This is a genomic window from Paenibacillus sp. FSL L8-0663 (assembly GCF_038008125.1).
Taxonomy (GTDB): domain Bacteria; phylum Bacillota; class Bacilli; order Paenibacillales; family Paenibacillaceae; genus Paenibacillus; species Paenibacillus polymyxa_D.
Genome location: NZ_JBBOYM010000001.1, coordinates 1,902,763 through 1,923,356 on the forward strand (window position 1 = coordinate 1,902,763; position 20,594 = coordinate 1,923,356).

Consider the following 20,594-nt stretch of genomic DNA (forward strand, 5'->3'; position numbering starts at 1 on the left):
TGAAATAGGACATGACTGGATGAGACTGAAAATAATTAAAGTGAATTTAATGAATAGCTTGACGGGAGCGTAATTTATGGGTCAAATCCTTGCATGGATACTGGAATACGGATATTTGGCAATGTTCGGCTTACTTGCACTTGGAGTAGCGGGTATGCCGATACCCGACGAAGTGCTAATGATCGCCTTCGGCGGGCTCGTGTCTCAAGGGCACTACAACTTCATTGCTGCACTGGCAGTCACATTTTTCGGTAGTATGACAGGTATGATGCTTAGCTACACACTGGGGCGTCTGCTGGGCAAACCACTATTGCATCGATACGGAAAATGGGTGAGGCTTACGCCTTCCAGGATTGCCTCTTCTGAAAATTGGTTTGGGCGCTATGGTACCTGGGGAATTCTGTTCGGATATTTTGTCCCCGGCTTGAGACATGTATCCTCATATCTGGCAGGCACAACCCGTCTAGGCGTTTTTCGCTATATCTGTTATGCATCAGCAGGAGCTTTGCTGTGGTGCGGTACATTTTTGGGGATTGGACATGCGGTGGGCATGCATTGGGAGCAGGTGGCGAAGCTAATGGAGAAGGTGACGCATCGGGTAGGGCTGGTCGTTATTCTTTTAATCGTTGTGGGAGGAATCACCGTATGGTTCTGGAATAAGCGTAAAAAAAATGTCACATGACCTGAAGGAAAGCAGCTATAGCTTGAAAGCGGCGGGTGAAGTATGGTACTTTTACCCCATAGGAATGCCGTGGGAGGTCATGTAATGGAAGTATTAAAGGAACGAATTATAAATGAAGGCGTGATTGCATCAGATCAGGTACTGAAGCTGGATGGTTTGCTTAATCACCAAGTTGATCCAGAATTGACAATGGCAATGGGACGAGAGTTCGCAGCACGTTTCCGGGAAGAGAAGATTACCAGAGTAGTGACCGTGGAATCCTCAGGTATTGCCATCGGGTTTGCGACAGCTTTGGAATTGGGTGTCCCGTTGGTATTCGCTCGTCGTAAAAAGACCCTACTAGCTGATCCAGACGCGCTGTGTGAACGCGTACCTTCGTTTACTAAAGGTATTGTTACGGATATTATGCTGTCTCGTCAATTTATTCACGAAGATGATCGTGTTCTTTTCATTGATGATATTATCGCTAATGGTGATGCGGCGCGAGGCATGGTTAAAATCATTCAACGCTCCGGAGCTGAGTTGGTTGGATTCGGTGTCGCGGTGGAAAAAAGCTTTCAGGCCGGAGCGAGAACCATCCGTGAGCAGGGTATTCGTGTAGAGTCATTGGTCAAAATTTCGTCGTTAGCGGACGGTAAGATTGAGTTTGCTGAATAGTAACAATTCAAAACTCCTGTTCCTTATTTCTAATAATAACCTTTGCATGAGCTTCAATTTCGCTTATAATATAGTTAAGGTTTTGGAGAGGAGGCAGCAACATGGGGAAAGAACAATTGACCGAACAGTTTTTTCTGGAAAAACTGGCAGCGGCTAAAGTACACTTTGAGCGTGCCTTGGATTGTAAGCATACGGAATTTGACGATTTGTATCCCTATATGATTGAACATCCTCAGTTTTTTTGGTATAAACGCTATGTGGCCTGGTCTGAGTTGTTGACGTTGGTTAACCTATGCGAAGAATTGTCCTTCTCTTGGAAAGAAGAATTTACTGCTCACCAAGTGGAGTATGTAGATCAGCGAGTGTTGTCTGCACAAGTGCTGGACTTCTGGTACGAGAAGAACGATACAAAAGAACATGATCACAGTGTAAATCAGTCGGGATAATTTGTCGCTCTGTTGGCAATCCATATAAGTAGTAAGTGAGAAGAGACCTAAATGATTCATTTAGGTCTCTTTTTAAACTTTTTCATGCATAGAATCATGGTCGCTGTGTTATTAAAAAAAGTGTATAAGGAGGGGACAAGGATGATTATGGACGAAGAATTGGATGCTTATCGACTCTCCGGTGAAAAGGTGCGTGTCGTACGCGATGGATTGGAGACCAACGATGTTGTTGGCATTGTACTGGCATGGGATGATGAACAGGTGCTTATTCGCCGCCAGAATCGACGTGTGGTCAAATTGGATCGCAGCTATACATATCAGCCGTTCAGCGAGCCACGTCACAATCCGATAGATCTGGATTAGGAATGGGTTCCAAATGGGTGTTGGATAAAAATAACTGGGTGATTCATTAGGCATACAGAAACTCTAAATCGGACACAGTAATGAAGGAAAATCCAACAGAGAGGACGTGCTGTGTCAATGACGGTTATGGACGAAAAAGTACATGCATATAAGGATCAAATCAGCCATTTGGAAGATCAGTTGCCCGAGGTAGTTCATGCATATCATCGCTTTACCGGAGAGTGCTTTCAAGCCGGCAGCTTAGATGAGAAAACCAAGCAACTGATTGCACTAGGCATTGGCTTATTTGCCAACAATGAAGTATGCACGTTTTATCACGTAGACGAGGCGCGGTCCAAAGGAGCTAGTGATCAGGAGATTATGGAGACCATTGCTGTAGCCGCAGCGGTAGGTGGAGGACATGCTCTAAGTCAAGGGGTTACGCGTGTACAGAAGGCGTTGCAATAAAGCGAATCATTAATAGATATGCTTATGCTTCATCTTAGCGGTTATAGATCGATTTGGAGATATGATGGATATGGAAAGGAGCTTCCGAGCACAGTTGGTGTCTGCGGAAGCTTTTTTTTTGCGTGTTTATTGTGCGGGGATTATGCTCTTCTGCTTGCGGCAACAGCAGCAGGGCGAGACGTTTTACGCTTATAAGCCAAAGAGGATGTAACCAAACTTCGATCAACGATGCGTAGGGGGTTGGAAGTTGAATTGTTTGGTAATTCGGGGCGATGTTTCTCTAGTAAAGGAAGGGCAGCTGTATGGGGCATAGAGGTTGAGAGCCCCAGATATGCTCGCATCCGCTCATACATTTCTTTGCGGAATGCTGGCATTGCCATACTGAACTGCTCTTTATTGCCTTTACTTATATAGGTGGCGTGAACGCCGGAGTGGTTTTGTTGTATGTCCAGAACATGAATGTGATATTTATTAAATTCATGTTTTACTTCAGACAGTAGGATTCCGGTACGATCTACACCTGCGTTAACCATTTCGACATAAAGATCAGGGGTTTTCAGCATACCGCTTTCTTCAAGAATTAGGCTGTCCCGCTCAAATACTTTTTGAATAAAGGTAAGGAGCAGATAACTTTTCACAAGAGACCATTCATGCTGAGTAGTATCTAAAGAGGTCATTACCATTCACCGCCTTAGGAAAATGTGATGATAATTCATAAACGATTGAAGAAAAGGAACATTCATTCCCGAGAACCTATGTTCTTATTTTAGTTTATTATTCCTTTTTTATCAAGAGGAAATTAACGAACATAAAAGGTTTGACATCTTGATATATGCATGGTATGATCTATCTTGTCGCTAAGAAAGATTGATCTTTCGAGGATAAACGATAATTTATATGCGGTCGTGGCGGAATTGGCAGACGCGCACGGTTCAGGTCCGTGTGGGCTAACCCCCCGTGGAGGTTCGAGTCCTCTCGACCGCATCCATTAGAAAAGGTCTATAGAATTGCTCTCGTAGCAGTTTTAGAGACCTTTTTCTTATATTTCTGGGGATTTGCTCATAGTTTAAGCTGAACACGTTTCTTGTCTTCACGCAAACTATGGATTTCCAGATATGATAGAAAATTTTATGATGAAGTTATTGAAAGGTTGGATGTAAGATGGAGAAAGCAACTTTTGCAGGTGGGTGCTTCTGGTGTATGGTGACTCCGTTTGAAGAGCAGCCGGGCATTCATGGCATTGTGTCAGGATACACTGGAGGAACGATTCCCAATCCCACCTATGAGCAGGTTAAAACAGGAACTACAGGTCACTACGAGGTGGTGCAGATTACGTTTGAGCCTGAGCTGTTTCCTTATGAAAAGCTGCTCGAATTATATTGGCCACAAACAGACCCTACCGACGGGGAAGGTCAATTTCAGGACCGGGGCACACAGTATAAACCCGCAATTTTTTATCATACAGAGCAGCAACGTGAGCTTGCGCAACAGTCCAAGGAGCAGTTGGCACAAAGTGGACGCTTTGATAAGCCAATTGCAACGGAGATCCTTCCGGCTTCGATTTTTTATCCAGCAGAGGATTATCATCAGGATTACCACAAGAAAAACGTGAAGCACTATAAGGAAGATCGGGCTCAATCGGGCCGTGATGAATTTATTGATAAGAACTGGTAAGCGGCTTTAACATACGTTTTTACGCACGATAAGGCAGATTAGGGAGTATTCCATGGTCTGCCTTATACATATTTAGACGAGGTTACTCACACAATGAAGGGACAGAGAAGGAGGCTGACCCGCAATGAGTACACGACGGAAGCTGCACATGAGAAATATAATAAAAAAGGCTTTAAAGGCATCTCGCGGTCGGAAAGAGCCAGCTTATGTACCTGTATTCCATTCAAGCTCCAAAATGCGAAGAACCGTAGTACTCTGTATTTCGGTATGCATGTTATTCATGGTCTGTAGTACTGGTGTTGCAGAAGCAATAGACAAACAGGACGAGTCGCAAAGGATGGTTGCTGTCATTATTGACGATCTGGGAAACAATATGAAAGGGACTGAGCGAATTTTAAATTTACCCGTTAAGATTACCGTTGCTGTGATGCCTTTCCTGCCTACAACCAAACAGGACGCTATGGAAGCGCACAAGCGTGGTCATGACGTCATTGTTCATCTTCCAATGGAGCCAAGACAGGGAAAGCCCGAATGGCTCGGACCCGGAGCAATTAAGGCTAATATGACGGATGATGAAGTACGCGCTAAGGTGACAGCAGCAATTAAGGATGTTCCTTATGCGATAGGGATGAACAACCACATGGGTTCCAAGATTACTTCAGATAAGCGCATTATGTCCATAGTTCTTGATGTTTGTAAGGAGCATGGACTATTTTTTGTCGATAGCCGTACTAATTATTGGTCAGTGGTGCCTGAGCTTGCCGCTAAAAAGGGAATGCCTCCGGTACGCAATAATGTTTTTCTGGATGATGTTCATACCCTCGCCCATGTGAATCGGCAACTTACAAAAGTGGTTGAATGGCTGGATGAGCACAACACCTGCGTAACAATTGGGCATGTCGGCGTGTCGGGCATGTACACGTCCTCCGCTCTTCATTCGTCGGTTCCCAAGCTAAAGGAGCAGGCCAAATTTGTGGGTATTAGCGATTTGGTGCGAGCTGTATGGGGATGGACGGGAGACCCAGCCACCAACACTACCAGGCCGTCAGATGCGCAATAATGCCTTCGGCAATAGCTCCTGCAATGCTTTTTTGACCACGATCCTCGGAAAGCATAGCTCTGTCCTGTTCGTTACTTATAAATCCGGTTTCCACAATGACAGCAGGGTGCTGGATTTTATTCAAAAGATAAAAGGGTTTTCCGTACACTGTTTTTCTATTCATGCAAAATAAGCGGTTTAATGAATGCTGAATCCGTTCAGCTAACAGATAGCTGCTGCCTTCATCCTGATACAGCACAATGGGTCCCCGTTTTTCGGCACGTTTGGTCCAATTGACATGCAGGCTTACAACCAAAGCGGTGGGCAGTTGTTCTGTTAGGCTTTTACGTTGGGCGAGGTCTTTAAGATGCCGGGATTTGGACTGTAGCCAACGGTTGTCGTCACTCAGTGCGTAATCCTTGTCCCGATTCAGAACAGCAGGATATCCCTGGGATCGTAAAATCAAGTACAGCTTTTGAGCAATGGCGAGATTGATGTCTTTTTCCAAAATTCCTTTGTGACTTGTTCCACCATCCACACCACCATGGCCTACATCAATCAGGACAACGGGCTTGGCAAAAGCGTGATAGGACGAATGTACGTTGGGCGGAACATCTGTATACTTGTTCGGTTCGTTACTTTTATCGTCGGGCTGAGCAGCTATATAGGTAAATGGGGCAAATACAGCACTGCAAAGGATGCATAGACTCAATCCCAGCCTTGTCAGCCCTATCTTGTTTAACTTTTTATTCCGCACGTTCTATTCCTCCAGTGGACGAATTAATTATTTACTGATTGAAGATAGTATGTTCCATTTAAGGGAAACCATGCATAGTTATTCCCACAGGGGTTAGACCTTTTGGAAAATGAGCAAGCTAGTTGTATCTGCACCTAACGTGTAAATCCGATATTTCCAAGCAACGTAAATGGAAAGGATGGGCGCAGATTGAAGGAGGTCATGGAGGATGGCGAAGAGTGACGAACTGGTGACGTATATTACGCAGCGGATTGTTCGCTATATGGAAACGCCGCGTGATGTTCGGCGCAGTCAAAAACAAGCCAGAGAGCCGTGGGGGAGCAAATGGTTTGGCATGTTGCCTCTCGCTCTGAAAATGTGGATGAAATCCACACGCAGAGGGCGAAGGGAGCGACATTAAACTCGCCAAAGAGACCACAAGAGGCATAGGGTATGCCATTTTGAGGTCTCTTTTTATGTTGTAGAGATCATTCCGAATCATTATCATGTTTCTTTATAACTAGGAGTCCAAACGATAGAATTCGCCAGCTGATAATAACTTTTTTAATGGTACAAATCGGGAAAGTCCATGATGGTAGGTTAACGCATATAAATTGGATTGGGACGGATGACCTGGGGATATCCAGGACTGATACCCACTAATAGATAAGGGACCCCCAAAGGCAAAATTGATACCTGTGGCAGAAAATATAATACGCGGCGAAATACTCAGTGTATCCATAAATTGGCCTGTGTTACGGACGGAAAGCTTTTGTTTGGGTTGAAGCCACCCCAGGTCGTCATAGGGATCGAAAGGAGCAGACAAGACCGTAACCGCCTGCGCCTGTGTTTTCAAAAAGGGAACAGATGAAGAGAATACGTTGTTCTGAAGCTTATGTTTCCAACTCCCATCTGCCACTTCTACAGGTAACGGATCGCCAGTTACAGCATCAATACATATTTGGCTGCTTGTAGAGGAACGCACCAGCCAGTAGGCTAGTAGCGGTTCCTCATACATAGGTGTGATTTGCAGCTTGTCGATAGATGAAAGATCGGTTTCTGTGAGCGACACCAGAGATTGGCGAAGTACATCCATACTATAAGGTCCACCTGGACCATTCCCATATTCGTTGAGTTGATATGCGCCATTTGAGTCTGATCCGATAATCAGGTAGCCGATGTATTCTCCTGCACGGTTTACTTGAACAAGCCAACTATGGGTTCCAGGTCCGAGCGGATGATAGCTCAGCTCAGCATCTTTCCACAAGGAAAAAGGGGGTTGGGACGATAAGGATTGTACCTTGTTGTCCGCAGCTTGTTTTACGCCCGTAGGTACGCCTTGCTCCTGTGTAGGAAAACTTGCGGAAACGTCATCCTGGGAAGGGGAAGGAGTAGCAGGACTCGCGGATTCCAATGGAGGAACCCGCGAGCTATCGTTGTAAAGAGACTCCGAGTTTAAATTGTTGTCTTGAGCGACTGAGGGAGCCGCATGAATGGAAGTGAACGGACAGACTGCGGACAGGCCGATCAGAACAGCTGCGATCATACCTATGCTATAGTGCCCGGAATGATTCTTCTTCAATGAAATCCACCTTTCTGTCGGCTTGATTGCCCGACGGAGGCATTCTTTTTTATCCAGCATACAGCCTGTCCGATAAAAAGACTGCTGCACCTTGTCGGCGTAAATGTCATATCCAGGTTCGCTTTTTGCTGTCGATACATAGGAGACATGTTTAACCAAACTTGTGGTTACAGCAGCGGAAACTGATGTAGGCTGAAGCAAGATGTTACAAGCTGACGATATCTCTGCAATTCTCCTGCGAAGGAGCGAGAGATATCGGTTACCGCAAATGAAATATCCCGCAGTTAATGGCGGATACGAGTACCTTTGGCTCATATTGCCATACCATTTCTTTACGGCGGGCTTGATGCTGCTCGGATATGGCTTCTTTTTTTTCCTCTTCCTCTTTCTGCTCCTTGATTAGATCTTCGTAGTAGTGGTCAATGACCTCCAATTCCTCGCGCAATCGTTCCTTCGCCTGCTCAGCCCAACCATAATCTTGCTGACGGAGTTGTTCAGTGAGGTAGCTTTCAAGCGAGGTGGAAGCTTCCGGGACAGATAGCTTGGCAGGCTGTACATGCATATTGCCCGCCAGCAGCGGGCTGAGCTGCCGGGTTTCGAGCATGGCGCCAAAATCGGTTACAATGGTGCCGCTTTTGAGCGAAATACCTAGCCAATGAAGTTCCTCACGCTTCAAATCGCAAGCGAATTCAATTTTATAGCAGATGCTGAGCCAAGCTTCATAGACTACGGGAGAGCGGGCAGACAACTGACGGGCATCAGGCTGCTCAAACAAATAAACATATTTTCCTCCATCTCGTGCGGCTTCAAAAATTTGGTGCAGCCGACGACTTCCATATCGAAGCTCCTCCTGCAAAATACGTCCAGGTCCCAATTGTGGTAACGTCGGTACATGACCGAAGTAACGCCCCATGACCTGATCTTGTGCTGCGTTGCCTGATGCTGGAGTTGGGGGTGTATGGTCCGCTAAACGTTCCTGTTCTGTGCGATAGGCTTCCCCATCAAAGATGAAGGTGAAGGACATCGTCTGCGCTGGAACGCCAGTACGCTCCACGTATCCCCAATAGTAGGGCCGGTTTGTTAAGGCTTTATCCGCTTCTGGAGAAAGCTTGACGGTTACATGGTGGGGTGACCTCTCAATGACACTGCATCCGGTAGCTTCCAGATAGGTGTGGACAAAACGCTGGACTTGTTGTGCATCCATGGTCAAACTAGCGACCTCCCTTCACACTGCGTCGAGCTTTACCCGGAGGAACCGTATTGCCTGCTAAGCCTAATAAGTTCTCGGTGTTTGGCTGGTCTGTGCGCAGTTGTTCCATTTCCTGTTTGATGGAATCCAGCGAGTGGCCCAGTTTTTGCATTTTTTTGCGAATTTCATCATCGCTACTGGATTCAAGCATGATTTTATACAAACTTTTTTCAATGGATTCTTTCTTCTCAAACTTCTCCAGAATAACGTCCAATCCGCCAATGACCATCTCAAACATATTTATTTTTTCATGCAGCAGATGTAGGATATGCTCCTCAATCGTTCCGGTTGTGGACAAGTTGAAAATATTAACATCATGCGTCTGTCCAAGTCGATGCACCCGTCCGATCCGCTGCTCCACGCGCATGGGGTTCCACGGTAAATCGAAGTTAATCATATGGTGACAAAATTGCAGGTTAATGCCTTCACCACCCGCTTCGGTGGCAATCATGACCTGAATGCGCCCACGGAACAGATCCATCATCCAATCCTTGCGTCCACGGTTCATACCGCCTCGGTAAGGAACAGCAGATAGGCCACGGTCACGGAAATAGTTCAGCAAATACTCCTGTGTGGCTCTGTATTCTGTAAAAATGATCACCTTTTCGTTCATCTGACGGATAAGCTCGAGCGCCTTTTCTGCTTTGGAATTGGCCTTGATCGCTTTAATGTGTGCAACCAAATCCCAGACACGATCGCGTAGGGGAGAGTCTGGAGCCATTTTTTTAGACAAATTGACCAGCGTCACGAACACAGCGTCCCGGCTGCTGCACACTTCCCGTTGAAGGGTAACGAGAGACAGCATGCTACTTAAATTTCCGCCATTCGCCTGGTATTGCTCTTTGACAAAAGAGGTTACCCCATCGTACAGCGCTTGCTCTTCCGGCGAAAGTTCCAAGTGAATGTTGGAAACATTTCGTTTGGTGAATTGAACTGGGCCTTCTCCGCGACGATTGCGGATCATGACTTTAGACAGCTCATCCTTGAGCTGATCTTCATTTTTGGGCAGACGTTTATCTACAACAAAGTTGGCTGAAAAATCGCCATGTCTTCCCAATTGACCGGGCTTGAGCAGTGTAATCAGGTTAAACAGCTCAGACAGATCGTTTTGTACAGGTGTCGCTGTCAGGAGCAAACAATATTTTTTACGCAGCTTCATAATGAACTGGTAGTTGGATGTCTTTTTATTTTTCAGCTTATGGGCCTCGTCTATAATGAGCAAGTCATAATCGGTATCTAGCAGGATGTTACTATGGGGCTCTCGCTTGGCGGTATCCATAGAGGCCACGACAACCTCGGAAGACCAAGAATACGCTTTTTTCTGGGCGACAGCGGGAATACCGAATTTGCTGTTCAGCTCACGCACCCATTGTAGGACCAGGGATGCGGGTACAAGAATAAGCACTTTGGAAGCCAGCCCGCGAACCAGATATTCCTTTAGGATCATTCCAGCTTCGATCGTTTTGCCCAGGCCGACTTCATCGGCAAGAATGGCACGTCCGGACATTTGAAACAGTACCTTCCGAGCGGTATCCAGCTGATGGGGTAGTGGAGTGAGGTCTTGCAAATGCTGTAGACATTGAAGCTCATCGAAGTTCGGCACCAGTTTGACTTTTTCTGCCTCAATGGCCAGCTGATACAGATTCCAATCTCCCCAAGGGCCGCCTTTGCGTAGGCGTTGATCCAGCTCATCCTGCCAGCTTCGATCAAATTGCACCGGAACAGGCAGTGGCGCTTGATTGTGTATGTGCGGGGAACTTGTCGATTTGGCTTTCATGATGATTCCCTCCCTCCTGGTAGTAGCACAGTTGAAGCTCTTGGTTCGGTCACATACGTGGCATCTATTTTTGCACAGATCGTAGATGTAGTATGGACGGAAAATGATATCTTCATAACAGGAGGGATGAAATCCTTTAGCTGCCTTCCATTAACTTTTGGAGTTTACTTTCCGTTGAGGTTTGCGCATTGGGGGTGTAGATGCTGCAACGGAGATCAACACTGCCTTGTACCTGAAGAGAAGTTAGGTCAAATAGCATTTTGCCAGCCTTCGCATGACGAAATTCAATGAGCACCTCCGGTGCAGAGCTTACTTCACTCTGATTCCAAAGCTCGTTAAACTCCGGGTAGGCCTGGCTCATATTTTGTATAAATTGTGCATACCAGGGATCTGTCACGTATTGCCCGTAATAAGCGCGGAAAATAGCAAGGAACCCCTTTACAAAGTGTTCCCAATTCACAGCTAGACTTTTAAACTCCTTTTTGGTGAATAGCAGTTCAATCATATTGCGTTGCTCATGTGGTAGCTCGGCAAAATCCATAAAAACATGAGCAGCAGCGGCGTTCCAGCCAACAATATGACAGCGCCGATCTGAAATAATAGCAGGGCAGTAGTGCAGCTCTTGTACGATCTTTTGCAGAGAGGGGGAAATGACGGCTTGCTCTGCAGGAGCAGGAAGGCTGTGAGACCCAGCCTCGATCGCCAAATCATACAAATATTTGCGCTCGTCTGTGTTCAACTGCAATGCGGCAGCAATAGCATCCAACACAGAGGCGGACACCTTAATATCTCGTCCTTGCTCCAGCCAGGTATACCAGGTCGTACTGACACCAGCCAGCTGAGCGACTTCTTCTCTGCGCAAGCCTGGTGTTCTCCGACGTGATCCTTGGGGAAGACCGACCATATGTGGGTGTAGGCGGGCTCTTTTTGTTTTTAGAAAAACAGATAGTGCTTCCAGACGTGCTTCCGTTTTCATAGGTATTTTCTCTCCATTCAATGGGTATATCCGAAGTGAGCCAATAAGGCGTGTACTATAGTAGTGTTCATTATACCAGGATAAACAAACACTTGTAATAGGATAAGACGAGGGTAAAATGAGGATTATAAGTAAGTCACCGAGCAGGAGGAATGAATAGCTTATGCAAAGAGTAGTGATAACAGGTATGGGTGTCGTTTCCCCACTGGGTAATGAAGTGGACACGTTGTGGAAGAATTTGCTGGAAGGCAATTCAGGTATACGTAAAATTGATACATTCGATGTATCCGATTTGAAAGCACAAATTGCTGGACTGGTACAGGATTTTGATGCAGAAAAGCAATGGGGACGTAAAGATGCTAGACGAATGGATCGGTTTACTCAGTTTGCATTATATGCGGCAGAGCAAGCGCTCAAGGATTCCGGTCTGGAACTGGATCACACCGATTTGGAGCGTGTCGGTGTTTATGTGGGATCGGGAGTCGGCGGTTTGGATACGTTGGTGGACAATGTAGATGTACTGCTACAGCGTGGACCGGGCAGAGTTAGCCCGACGCTGGTACCCATGATGATCTCAAATATGGCTGCTGCTCAAATTAGTATCGCGTTTGGAGCGATGGGACCTACGCTTTCCCCCGTGACGGCTTGCTCTATTGGGAATACAGCAATTGGAGAGGCGTTTCGGACGATTCGTACAGGAGATGCGGATGTCATTTTTGCCGGTGGAGCTGAAGCAGCGGTGTCCCGATTGGCCTTGGCAAGTTTCGCTAATGCAACAGCCTTGTCCACACGTAACGAGGAGCCTTCGATAGCAAGCCGGCCGTTTGATCAAGATCGTGACGGTTTTGTCATGAGCGAAGGAGCAGGCATCCTAGTACTGGAGTCGCTGGAGCACGCTACCCGGAGGGGAGCGGAAATCTATGGTGAGGTCATCGGTTATGGAGCGAGTTCGGATGCTTATCACATGGTTGCACCGCATCCCGAAGGAACCGGAGCTTACTTGGCGATGAAAGCGGCCCTTCGTTCGGCTCACATCTCCCCGGAAGAAGTGGACGTGATCAGTGCCCACGCAACGAGTACAGCTGTAGGGGATACCGCTGAAACTTTGGCAATCCACAAACTGTTTGGCGACTATGCCTATCAGATTCCGGTTACTGCGAATAAGTCCATGCTGGGTCATATGCTGGGAGCTGCGGGCGGGGTCGAAGCGATTGCGCTTGTGCAAAGCCTACGGGAGGGCATCATTCCACCAACGATGCACCTGGACAATCCGGACCCGGCTTGCGATCTGGATTATGTGCCTCACGAAGCGCGCAAGGCTCTACTAAATATTGGGCTATCTAATTCTTTCGGCTTCGGTGGTCATAATGCGGTCATTGTGCTGAAGCGCTACGAATCATAATTTGTAAGGAGTTATTGAAACCTCAGGCATTCTATTCGGCTGGATAGAGTACCTGAGGTTATTTTAATTGAAGAATAACAGATTCATTTTAGATCCGGATTTTGCAAAATTCGATACTAGTCGCTCCGAAGTGCAAGATTTAGACGAACTAAACCATTTCGATCTATATCTTGTTCATTGATAGTCGCTCATTGGATTTTTGCTAAATCCCAAGATAAGAGATAGAGTAAGATGAAGGAATACGATGAGGAGTTCATTGCTTATTTTTATTAATGGTGAAAGGTTTTGAAAAAATGAAAATTGACCGATTGCTTTCTATCGTCATTTTGCTGCTAAAGAAAAATAGAATACAAGCGAAGGAACTGGCTGATTTATATGAGGTTTCGATCCGGACGATCTATAGAGATATTGAAGCGATTAGTATGGCAGGTATTCCGGTGGTGACTTATCAGGGAGCCAATGGGGGGATCGGCTTGATGGAAGGATACCGCCTGGATCGCAGTATGTTGACGGATCATGATGTCAAGGACATTGTAATGGGGCTGCAGAGTTTGTCCTCGTCGTTGGGCGGCCCGAATGTGTCGCGGTTACTTCATAAATTTGAAAGTATTATACCAGAGTCTGGGAAAGAGCAATTTAGTGTCCATACCACACAGTTTATCGTCGATCATTCGGGATGGGGAAATCGGGCTGCGCAGGAAGGCAAATTGATAAAGGTAAAAGAAGCAATGAGCCAAGCGCGCACTGTCGCCTTTACCTATCGAAATGCGGGGGGAGCCATTACAGAACGGAATGTTGAACCGCATACGCTCGTTCTGAAAGGACAACAATGGTTTGTATATGCATATTGTCCCGATAGGGAGCAGTTTCGTCTATTCAAGCTTTCCCGCATGAGTGACCCTGTGGTTACAGAGACCGTTTTTGCTCGCAGGGATCTTTCTTATGAAGTGTTGCCGTGGAATGAGGGGCGGATGGAGGTATCCAGGGCCGTACAACCATTTACGCTACAATTTAACCGTAACTCAAGGCATCTGGCGGAGGACTGGTTTGGCGTAGAAGCATTGACCGAGCAGGAGGAAGGGATCTATACGGTCTCGGTCCCGTTTCCTGAGGATGCATGGGCGTACGGATTTATTTTAAGCCTGGGACCGGATGTGGTTGTCAAAGAACCAGCCCATTTGCGGGACAAGATTCATAAGATGGCGCTGCGTATTGCGTCTAATTACGAAGAAGTTCGGGAATCATAAAGGAATTATTAGATTAAAGTAAAACAAACCTGACCCATAGTTGTCAGGTTTGTTTCGTTATACTGGTGGCATACCTGATATCAGATAGCGAAAGGGGATTTACGAGGATGGATAAAGCTTGTCAAAGTTGTGGGATGCCGCTGGAGCATGAGGACCAATATGGAACGGATGCACAACATCATAAAACGGATGAGTATTGCAAGTATTGTTACAAGGAAGGCGAATTTGTACAGCCTGAATTGACTATGGAGGGGATGATTCAGCAGTGTGTGCCTATCCTGGTAGAAGAGGGGATGCAGGCAGAAGAAGCGACTTCGATGCTGCGTAATTACCTACCGCATTTGAAAAGGTGGAGGTCTTTAGAGGATACAGAGCTTCAACTTGATGGACCCATTCGGGAGGAATACCGAGGTGAAATCCATTTAATTGGACTAAAAGCACGTACAAATAATCAGAAGGAACAAACATCTCACGGGATCATTCCAAACATGTGGGAACGTTTTTGGAGCGAGGGTGTGCCAGGTCGGATCAGGGGGCATGAAGGATCTGCTTCCGTCTATGGTTGCTATACTGACTATGAAAATGGAGCTTTGGGTGAGTATACATTCTTTATCGGGAAGGAAGCGGCTGTTGATTTCCAAACTCCTGACGATCTTGAAGAACTTGTCATTCCGGCTGCACGCTATGCTATTTTTCAGGCCACTCAGGAACCCTCTTCTGTCTTCCGTGTATGGCAGACGATTTGGGCGTGGGCTGCCGCGGGACAAGGGGAGCGGACATACACAGGTGATTTTGAAGTGTATGGCAGTCCTGATGAACCTGTTTTGATTTATATCGCAATCAAGTGATGATTTTGTCGTGACAGAAGAGAACCACCCGGTCATTGTCGTGGACCCGGCGGTTTTTTCTGATTCAATCCATAGCATTCTCCCCATCAAGTTGAACGTCGGGTCACAGCCCAAAAGATGAGAGCCAGAGCACTGACACCAGCTCCTAATAGACACACCCCGTTCCATCCGGCATAGATGTACATATGAGTGGAAGCAATAGCCCCGATGGCGCTACCGATGGAATAAAATATCATGTAGCCTGCGGTAAGTCGGCTCCGTGCCTCAGGGCGAACATTGAAAATCAAGCTTTGGTTGGTGACATGTACAGCCTGTACGGCCAAATCCAAAAGTATTACGCCAAGAACTAAAGCGAACAAAGAATGCTCGGTGTAGCGGATAGGTAACCAGGACAGCAGCAATACAACGAGTGCGATACCTGTCGTCCGTTGTCCCAAGCCTTGATCAGCAAGACGCCCTGCTCGTGCTGCTGCTAATGCTCCGGCGACTCCAGCCAGGCCAAAGGCTCCGACGGCTGTATGTGAAAGAGATAGAGGCGGGGCACTGAGAGGTAACACAAGCGAAGTCCACAATATGCTGAATGCCATAAAAATGAGCAACGCAAGGACAGCGCGAATGCGTAGAATTCGTTCTTGCACGAACAACAAGATAACCGATCGGAGCAGCTGCGGATAGGAAAGTGTCGCACTCGTGGGTTCGTTCTTTGGCAACACCCGCAACAGAGCTACAGCCATAAACAGCGTAAGTATAGCAGAAACAAGGTAAACTGAACGCCAGCCTGCCAGATCAGTTAATACACCGGCCACGGTTCGTGCAAGCAGAATGCCAATAACGACTCCACTGGTCACCAGACCTACGACCTTACCCCGTTCAGTCGGATTAGCCAAGGTAGAGGCGAAAGCCACGAGTGTTTGAGTAACTACAGCCAGCAGTCCAACCATTGCCATTCCCATAAGCAGTATTGTACGAGTAGGAGCAAAGCTAACCACGCTTAATGCCAGCACGGACAGTAGCATTTGCCCAGCGATCAGCCGCCGTCGATTCAAAAGATCGCCAAGCGGAACGAGCAGCAATAAACCCAATGCATAACAAATTTGCGTGATGGTAATGACCATGCCTACCGATGAGTGCGTAATGCCAAATTCATTTGCCAGCGCATCCAGCAGTGGCTGTGCATAGTAAATGTTAGCGACAACCAGCCCGCAGGCTATGGCAAATAGGAGTGCCACAGATCGGGACAGGGAGGGAATGGGGGCTGTTTCGGTAGCATTTGCTACCGTTTGATGAGGGAAGAGTACCGCTTTTTCTTCTGACGTCTTCATTTTCACATACCACATCGCTTTCTGTAAGTTACATACCGTTAAGTATAATATACCGATTGGTATGTAATTAATTTAGGTCAATATAACTCGTGCATATATGTTATGTCAAGAGTTTATCCTGTACATATTTGACAGTTCCTTTTCGTAATCATACAATCTTAATATACTGAACGATACGAAAAGAAGGAGCTGCTTATGGTTCGACCACGGGAATTTGATGAAGATCAAGCGTTGGATGCAGCGATGCAAATTTTTTGGGAAAAAGGATTCGAGGCTACCTCTTTAAGCGATTTAACCTTCAAAATGGGAATTCAGCGTCCTAGCATTTACGCTGCTTTTGGAGACAAGAAGCAATTATTCGAAGCCGCGCTGCGCAAATATACGCAATCTCATGCAGCTTGTGTAAGGGCTAAGCTGCAAAATAGTTCATCTGTAAAAGAAGCATTTTACAATTTTTTTGGAGGAGTGGTGGCAGAAGAGTACGAGGAGGGACCCAATAAGGGATGCTTTTGCATCAACACGATGGTAGAATTAGCCCCTCATGATGAAAAATTCGAAATTTTAACTAGAGAACATCAAATGTATCTTTCTGCTGTCTTTCAGGAGACCCTCGAACGTGGTGTTCAATCTGGGGAGCTTGAGGCGACTATGGATGCACGGGCTTTGGCGCATATGTTGGTCTCTTTGTTAATCGGGATTACCGTGATGATGAAATCACGCCCAGAGCGTTCTTTTGTGGATCATGCGGTTGCGACCGCACTTATGTTGCTGGATGGTAAATAGAGATGAAGGGAGGGTAGCGTGGATGCCACAGATAAAGGCCGTTCAAACCCCGATTGGAGTATTGTATGGACGAGATGCGATCTATTTGGACCATGTGCATATGAATTATTCGAAGAAGGAGCTGATTTTAAAGGGAGAGATTAATGGGGGGCTGGCAACGGAAGCAGCAGATGATTTTGTGCCTTATGAACTGATATTTACAGAAGTCTACTACTTCAACATGATTGAATTGGACGTCGCTTTGCACATGTCTGAACGGGAATATACGCAGGGCAGCAGCTTTGATGAGCTTATAGATACGCCGTTATTAGCTACAGTAGCAAGCGCACGGGGGAAAAATCTAAAGCACTATATGTTGAAAACCTATGACGATATAGTAGAAATTGCCTGTAGAGACTATAAGATGACTATATAAACGAGTTGATTTTTAGAAGAGGGAGAGGATCAATGGATACCCAAATTGAACTATTAAACGTGACAATACGTGTGATGCAAGGGGATATTACCCGTTGTAAGGCGGATATTATTGTCAATGCAGCCAATACAAGCTTGCTGGGTGGCGGTGGCGTAGACGGCGCGATTCATAGGGCTGGCGGTCCGGCTATCTTAGAAGATTGTGTAAGTATCAGAAACAAGCAGGGTGGATGTCCCGTAGGAGAGGCAGTTTATACCACAGCTGGCAAGCTGGATGCCCAATATGTTATTCATACCGTCGGCCCTGTGTGGAATGGTGGCGACCATCGGGAAGAGGAGCTATTGGCGAAATGCTACCATAATGCACTCCAATTAGCTTTAAAACTGAATGCACGAAGCATTGCCTTTCCGAATATCAGCACAGGCATCTACCGTTTCCCGAAAGAAAAGGCGGCGGATATTGCTATACAGGAAGTGACACGTTTTGTACGTGAACATTCGGCTTTGAATGAGATTATTTTTGTTTGTTTTGATGCGGAAAATGCTCAGTTATACAGCCGTAAGTTACAAGATGGTGTTAAGGATATTCAAAAAGATACAGTTGAAGAGAGAATACATGAATAGAAATTAGGGGGGGATCATGAATGCATGAGGAGCAAAACCAGGAACATTGGCCGGTGTGGGCTACGGAGCCTGTAAAAATAGTGAATCCTGATCCTGCCTGGTCAGAGCAGGGCCTAAAGATCATTCACCAGTTGCGGGAGTTATTACTGCCGTTTAAGGTGACGGAAATCGAACATATAGGAAGCACGGCAATTCCCAATCTTTCCGCTAAGCCCATTATTGACATAATGGCAAAATTAGAATCTTGGGATCAACTGGAACAGATCGTTTCTACTTTACAACCAGCAGGCTGGAACTATGTTCCGCCTGAATTGGACGGTCGGGAATGGAGAAGATTTTTGGTTAAAGTGGAACAGGATCAAAGAAAGGGACATCTGCATCTCATACTGAAATCTGATGAGCATTGGGATCGGCAGCTATTGTTTCGGAACCGACTTCGTGAACAGCCTGAGCTGATTCAGCAATATGATGTATTAAAAAGGCGGCTGGCGATGGAAAATCAGCATGATCGTGAAGCGTACACGGATGCCAAGACTGATTTTGTGCAAAACGTTCTGAATATCGGACATCCTAAAGACTAGGACGACCGGACATTCCGGGTACTTTCCGACCAAGCGCTGAAGTCTCCGACATTTGTTATTGCCGTGTAGGGGAATGGCCGGAAGGCTTGCCAGCACACCAGAAAAAGCTTATTCAGAAGCTGTTACAGTAGGGTTCATCCAGTACTCATGTTCATTTCAAGATAGGAAAAATCGCATTTACAGGCGCTTCAAAAATGCGCTAATGCGCTCCAAAGCCATTTCCAACTGATCTCGCGATGATGCATACGAGCAGCGGATAAAGCCCTCGCCGCCTGGGCCAAATGCGGAACCGGGTACAGTAATGACTCCTTCTTCTTCCAGCAACCGCTTGGCAAACTGCTCTGAGTTTAACCCTGTGTGCATAATGGAGGGAAAAGCATAGAAGGCACCGTTTGGTTCGTGACATGGCAGTCCTGTCTGACATAGGCCTTCAACGAACCATTTTCTACGCAGATTGTAGGATTCCATCATACGATCTTTTTCCTCCAGCCCATTACGCAGGGATTCAATAGCGGCAATTTGCCCGATAATAGGAGCGCACATGGCGGTATATTGATGAATCTTCAGCATAGCCGAAATCAACTCTCTGGGGCCACACACATAGCCGACCCTCCAGCCTGTCATCGCAAATGCTTTGGAAAAGCCGCTGATGAGCAGGGTGCGCTCTTTCATTCCTGGCAGAGCAGCGAAGCTTACATGCTTCTGTCCATAGGTCAGTTCAGCATAAATTTCGTCTGATATGACGACAAGATTATGCTCCTCAACCAGGCGGGCAATCGGTAGCCAATCCTCATAGGTCATCACCCCACCCGTTGGATTATTCGGGTAACAGAGAATAAGCACTTTGGATCGTGGAGTCAGCTTGGCTTGAAGTGCCTCAGCTGTCAGCTTGAACTGCTGATTCGCAGAGGTTTCAACCGTTACGGTATGTCCTCCGTTCAGAAACGTGATGGGCGAATACGAAATATAACATGGAGCCGGAATGAGTATTTCATCGTGTGTTGAGATGAGGGCGCGTAGTGCCAAATCTAGGGCTTCACTGCTGCCAATGGTAACCATGATTTCATCTGTCGGGTTGTAGGATGTGTTGAAGTTGCTCTCCAGATACCCGGCAATCTCCTCACGAAGCTCAGGAAGACCGGCATTTGGTGTGTATGATGTTTTGCCATTTTCCAGTGCTGTGATACAGGCCTTTCTGACATGTTGAGGGGTTACAAAGTCGGGTTCACCGACACCAAGCGATACAATATCTTTTCTGCCTGTACTATATTCGAAAAACTTACGGATGCCTGAAGGCGGCATTTCCCGTACAGCTGGAGTCAAAAAATCGGTTATAGATACTACTGTCGATACATTTGTCATGATGATTTCCTCCTTTTTGAAAAACAAAAAAACCCGCCCCTGTAAAAGGGACGAGTTTATACCCGTGTTACCACCCTAGTTTCATTCCATAGGAAATGACACTCTGTTCACGTATCCATCAATACGTGTTCCGGTTAACGCTGGAAAGGCGGCAGAGCTTACTTCAGGTTCAGCCCGCTTCTCAGAGATGGCGTTCGGCTACCCTCGGAATGTTGGCTTTCACCTGCCCCAACTCTCTGCAAATCCGCTGTATAGCTTACTCGTTCTCGTCATTGAAATTTGTTACTGTATCAAGTTAGGTGTAATTATAAGCACAACATTTCAGGATGGCAAGTCTTTTTTTCATAAACTCTAAAGACATATCATCATTATTGACGACTGGA

Annotated in this window: 23 protein-coding genes, 1 tRNA gene and 1 other annotated feature; of the genes, 16 read left to right on the plus strand and 8 right to left on the minus strand. The window is 46.4% G+C overall.

All coding sequences use genetic code 11. The features are described 5' to 3' along the window. The first annotated feature begins 76 nt into the window (after positions 1-76). From MKY75_RS08710 to MKY75_RS08730, 5 genes are all read left to right on the plus strand, one after another. Positions 77-682: a DedA family protein gene (locus tag MKY75_RS08710; protein ID WP_039270030.1), complete on the plus strand. Its 606-nt coding sequence runs from the start codon at positions 77-79 to the stop codon at positions 680-682. A gap of 84 nt (positions 683-766) precedes the next feature. After that, positions 767-1,339, plus strand: a complete 573-nt coding sequence (locus MKY75_RS08715) for a xanthine phosphoribosyltransferase (RefSeq protein WP_039270032.1) — start codon at positions 767-769, stop codon at positions 1,337-1,339. A gap of 101 nt (positions 1,340-1,440) precedes the next feature. Continuing rightward, positions 1,441-1,785, plus strand: a complete 345-nt coding sequence (locus tag MKY75_RS08720; RefSeq protein ID WP_007429850.1) for a hypothetical protein — start codon at positions 1,441-1,443, stop codon at positions 1,783-1,785. Between the two features lie 141 nt (positions 1,786-1,926). Then, positions 1,927-2,148: a hypothetical protein gene (locus MKY75_RS08725; RefSeq protein WP_029516731.1), complete on the plus strand. Its 222-nt coding sequence runs from the start codon at positions 1,927-1,929 to the stop codon at positions 2,146-2,148. 117 nt (positions 2,149-2,265) lie between these two features. Next, positions 2,266-2,595 carry a carboxymuconolactone decarboxylase family protein gene (locus MKY75_RS08730; protein ID WP_013309744.1) on the plus strand — a complete coding sequence of 110 codons (330 nt, stop codon included), beginning with the start codon at positions 2,266-2,268 and terminating at the stop codon, positions 2,593-2,595. A 140-nt stretch (positions 2,596-2,735) separates the two neighbouring features. On the opposite strand, the gene MKY75_RS08735 is transcribed toward MKY75_RS08730, so the two are convergent. Further along, on the minus strand, positions 2,736-3,272 hold the full coding sequence (locus MKY75_RS08735; RefSeq protein ID WP_029516732.1) for a hypothetical protein: 537 nt from the start codon (positions 3,270-3,272) through the stop codon (positions 2,736-2,738). A 222-nt stretch (positions 3,273-3,494) separates the two neighbouring features. Between MKY75_RS08735 and MKY75_RS08740 the strand changes: the two genes are divergently transcribed. The 3 genes from MKY75_RS08740 (at position 3,495) to MKY75_RS08750 (ending at position 5,329) form a co-directional block, all read left to right on the plus strand. Next, positions 3,495-3,579 (plus strand) — tRNA-Leu (locus tag MKY75_RS08740). A gap of 177 nt (positions 3,580-3,756) precedes the next feature. After that, a complete protein-coding gene (gene msrA, locus MKY75_RS08745) occupies positions 3,757-4,269 on the plus strand; it encodes a peptide-methionine (S)-S-oxide reductase MsrA (protein WP_039270036.1) in 513 nt (170 codons plus the stop codon). A gap of 124 nt (positions 4,270-4,393) precedes the next feature. Next, complete coding sequence (locus tag MKY75_RS08750) at positions 4,394-5,329, plus strand: divergent polysaccharide deacetylase family protein (RefSeq protein ID WP_340885017.1); 936 nt, start codon at positions 4,394-4,396, stop codon at positions 5,327-5,329. Here MKY75_RS08750 and MKY75_RS08755 read toward each other — a convergent pair. Further along, entirely contained in the window at positions 5,304-6,065 is a 762-nt protein-coding gene (locus tag MKY75_RS08755) for an N-acetylmuramoyl-L-alanine amidase (protein WP_069011345.1), read from the minus strand. The two genes, MKY75_RS08750 and MKY75_RS08755, sit on opposite strands and share 26 nt — an antisense overlap. A gap of 208 nt (positions 6,066-6,273) precedes the next feature. Here MKY75_RS08755 and MKY75_RS08760 point away from each other — a divergent pair, with 208 nt between their 5' ends. Further along, positions 6,274-6,465, plus strand: coding sequence for a YqzE family protein (locus MKY75_RS08760; protein WP_029516735.1), 192 nt, complete (start codon positions 6,274-6,276; stop codon positions 6,463-6,465). A gap of 99 nt (positions 6,466-6,564) precedes the next feature. Here MKY75_RS08760 and MKY75_RS08765 read toward each other — a convergent pair whose 3' ends face one another. The 4 genes from MKY75_RS08765 to MKY75_RS08780 form a co-directional block, all read right to left on the minus strand. Then, positions 6,565-7,827 carry a hypothetical protein gene (locus MKY75_RS08765; RefSeq protein WP_340885019.1) on the minus strand — a complete coding sequence of 421 codons (1,263 nt, stop codon included), beginning with the start codon at positions 7,825-7,827 and terminating at the stop codon, positions 6,565-6,567. A 58-nt stretch (positions 7,828-7,885) separates the two neighbouring features. After that, positions 7,886-8,836, minus strand: coding sequence for a YqhG family protein (locus tag MKY75_RS08770; RefSeq protein ID WP_029516737.1), 951 nt, complete (start codon positions 8,834-8,836; stop codon positions 7,886-7,888). A gap of 1 nt (position 8,837) precedes the next feature. Next, the gene (locus MKY75_RS08775; protein WP_069011346.1) at positions 8,838-10,652 is read right to left on the minus strand and encodes a DEAD/DEAH box helicase; all 1,815 of its coding nucleotides are present in this window, start codon (positions 10,650-10,652) and stop codon (positions 8,838-8,840) included. Between the two features lie 136 nt (positions 10,653-10,788). Beyond that, complete coding sequence (locus MKY75_RS08780) at positions 10,789-11,628, minus strand: helix-turn-helix transcriptional regulator (RefSeq protein ID WP_023988057.1); 840 nt, start codon at positions 11,626-11,628, stop codon at positions 10,789-10,791. A gap of 163 nt (positions 11,629-11,791) precedes the next feature. Here MKY75_RS08780 and fabF point away from each other — a divergent pair, with 163 nt between their 5' ends. The 3 genes from fabF to MKY75_RS08795 all read left to right on the plus strand — a co-directional run bounded on the left by fabF (position 11,792) and on the right by MKY75_RS08795 (position 15,125). Beyond that, a complete protein-coding gene (fabF, locus tag MKY75_RS08785; RefSeq protein WP_029516739.1) occupies positions 11,792-13,030 on the plus strand; it encodes a beta-ketoacyl-ACP synthase II in 1,239 nt (412 codons plus the stop codon). 293 nt (positions 13,031-13,323) lie between these two features. Then, positions 13,324-14,277, plus strand: a complete 954-nt coding sequence (locus MKY75_RS08790; protein WP_039270185.1) for a helix-turn-helix transcriptional regulator — start codon at positions 13,324-13,326, stop codon at positions 14,275-14,277. A gap of 107 nt (positions 14,278-14,384) precedes the next feature. Next, entirely contained in the window at positions 14,385-15,125 is a 741-nt protein-coding gene (locus tag MKY75_RS08795) for a zinc ribbon domain-containing protein (protein WP_340885022.1), read from the plus strand. An 86-nt stretch (positions 15,126-15,211) separates the two neighbouring features. Here MKY75_RS08795 and MKY75_RS08800 read toward each other — a convergent pair whose 3' ends face one another. Then, positions 15,212-16,447, minus strand: coding sequence for an MFS transporter (locus MKY75_RS08800; RefSeq protein ID WP_340885025.1), 1,236 nt, complete (start codon positions 16,445-16,447; stop codon positions 15,212-15,214). A gap of 195 nt (positions 16,448-16,642) precedes the next feature. On the opposite strand from MKY75_RS08800, the gene MKY75_RS08805 reads away from it, so the two are divergent. From MKY75_RS08805 to MKY75_RS08820, 4 genes are read left to right on the plus strand one after another with little or no spacing between them, the layout of a single operon-like run. Further along, positions 16,643-17,230, plus strand: coding sequence for a TetR/AcrR family transcriptional regulator (locus MKY75_RS08805; protein ID WP_318626711.1), 588 nt, complete (start codon positions 16,643-16,645; stop codon positions 17,228-17,230). A 22-nt stretch (positions 17,231-17,252) separates the two neighbouring features. Next, entirely contained in the window at positions 17,253-17,645 is a 393-nt protein-coding gene (locus MKY75_RS08810) for a hypothetical protein (RefSeq protein ID WP_029516744.1), read from the plus strand. Positions 17,646-17,677: 32 nt separating this feature from the next. Beyond that, positions 17,678-18,268 (plus strand): O-acetyl-ADP-ribose deacetylase, encoded by a 591-nt coding sequence (locus MKY75_RS08815; RefSeq protein ID WP_340885028.1) that lies wholly within the window; start codon positions 17,678-17,680, stop codon positions 18,266-18,268. 20 nt (positions 18,269-18,288) lie between these two features. Next, positions 18,289-18,849 (plus strand): GrpB family protein, encoded by a 561-nt coding sequence (locus MKY75_RS08820; protein ID WP_029516746.1) that lies wholly within the window; start codon positions 18,289-18,291, stop codon positions 18,847-18,849. Positions 18,850-19,026: 177 nt separating this feature from the next. Here MKY75_RS08820 and MKY75_RS08825 read toward each other — a convergent pair whose 3' ends face one another. Beyond that, entirely contained in the window at positions 19,027-20,211 is a 1,185-nt protein-coding gene (locus MKY75_RS08825) for an aminotransferase class I/II-fold pyridoxal phosphate-dependent enzyme (RefSeq protein ID WP_039270056.1), read from the minus strand. Between the two features lie 43 nt (positions 20,212-20,254). Then, positions 20,255-20,493, minus strand: a binding site (T-box leader). Positions 20,494-20,594: the final 101 nt, after the last annotated feature.

Excerpts from the sequence above, each read along its gene's own strand:
- MKY75_RS08760 (WP_029516735.1), top strand. The coding sequence starts at position 6,274 with ATGGCGAAGAGTGACGAACTGGTGACGTATATTACGCAGCGGATTGTT.
- MKY75_RS08800 (WP_340885025.1), bottom strand. The coding sequence starts at position 16,447 with ATGAAGACGTCAGAAGAAAAAGCGGTACTCTTCCCTCATCAAACGGTA.
- MKY75_RS08790 (WP_039270185.1), top strand. The coding sequence starts at position 13,324 with ATGAAAATTGACCGATTGCTTTCTATCGTCATTTTGCTGCTAAAGAAA.
- MKY75_RS08775 (WP_069011346.1), bottom strand. The coding sequence starts at position 10,652 with ATGAAAGCCAAATCGACAAGTTCCCCGCACATACACAATCAAGCGCCA.
- MKY75_RS08825 (WP_039270056.1), bottom strand. The coding sequence starts at position 20,211 with ATGACAAATGTATCGACAGTAGTATCTATAACCGATTTTTTGACTCCA.
- MKY75_RS08810 (WP_029516744.1), top strand. The coding sequence starts at position 17,253 with ATGCCACAGATAAAGGCCGTTCAAACCCCGATTGGAGTATTGTATGGA.
- MKY75_RS08780 (WP_023988057.1), bottom strand. The coding sequence starts at position 11,628 with ATGAAAACGGAAGCACGTCTGGAAGCACTATCTGTTTTTCTAAAAACA.
- MKY75_RS08805 (WP_318626711.1), top strand. The coding sequence starts at position 16,643 with ATGGTTCGACCACGGGAATTTGATGAAGATCAAGCGTTGGATGCAGCG.
- MKY75_RS08820 (WP_029516746.1), top strand. The coding sequence starts at position 18,289 with ATGCATGAGGAGCAAAACCAGGAACATTGGCCGGTGTGGGCTACGGAG.
- MKY75_RS08735 (WP_029516732.1), bottom strand. The coding sequence starts at position 3,272 with ATGACCTCTTTAGATACTACTCAGCATGAATGGTCTCTTGTGAAAAGT.
- MKY75_RS08720 (WP_007429850.1), top strand. The coding sequence starts at position 1,441 with ATGGGGAAAGAACAATTGACCGAACAGTTTTTTCTGGAAAAACTGGCA.
- MKY75_RS08730 (WP_013309744.1), top strand. The coding sequence starts at position 2,266 with ATGACGGTTATGGACGAAAAAGTACATGCATATAAGGATCAAATCAGC.
- fabF (WP_029516739.1), top strand. The coding sequence starts at position 11,792 with ATGCAAAGAGTAGTGATAACAGGTATGGGTGTCGTTTCCCCACTGGGT.
- msrA (WP_039270036.1), top strand. The coding sequence starts at position 3,757 with ATGGAGAAAGCAACTTTTGCAGGTGGGTGCTTCTGGTGTATGGTGACT.
- MKY75_RS08710 (WP_039270030.1), top strand. The coding sequence starts at position 77 with ATGGGTCAAATCCTTGCATGGATACTGGAATACGGATATTTGGCAATG.
- MKY75_RS08815 (WP_340885028.1), top strand. The coding sequence starts at position 17,678 with ATGGATACCCAAATTGAACTATTAAACGTGACAATACGTGTGATGCAA.
- MKY75_RS08795 (WP_340885022.1), top strand. The coding sequence starts at position 14,385 with ATGGATAAAGCTTGTCAAAGTTGTGGGATGCCGCTGGAGCATGAGGAC.
- MKY75_RS08725 (WP_029516731.1), top strand. The coding sequence starts at position 1,927 with ATGATTATGGACGAAGAATTGGATGCTTATCGACTCTCCGGTGAAAAG.
- MKY75_RS08715 (WP_039270032.1), top strand. The coding sequence starts at position 767 with ATGGAAGTATTAAAGGAACGAATTATAAATGAAGGCGTGATTGCATCA.
- MKY75_RS08750 (WP_340885017.1), top strand. The coding sequence starts at position 4,394 with ATGAGTACACGACGGAAGCTGCACATGAGAAATATAATAAAAAAGGCT.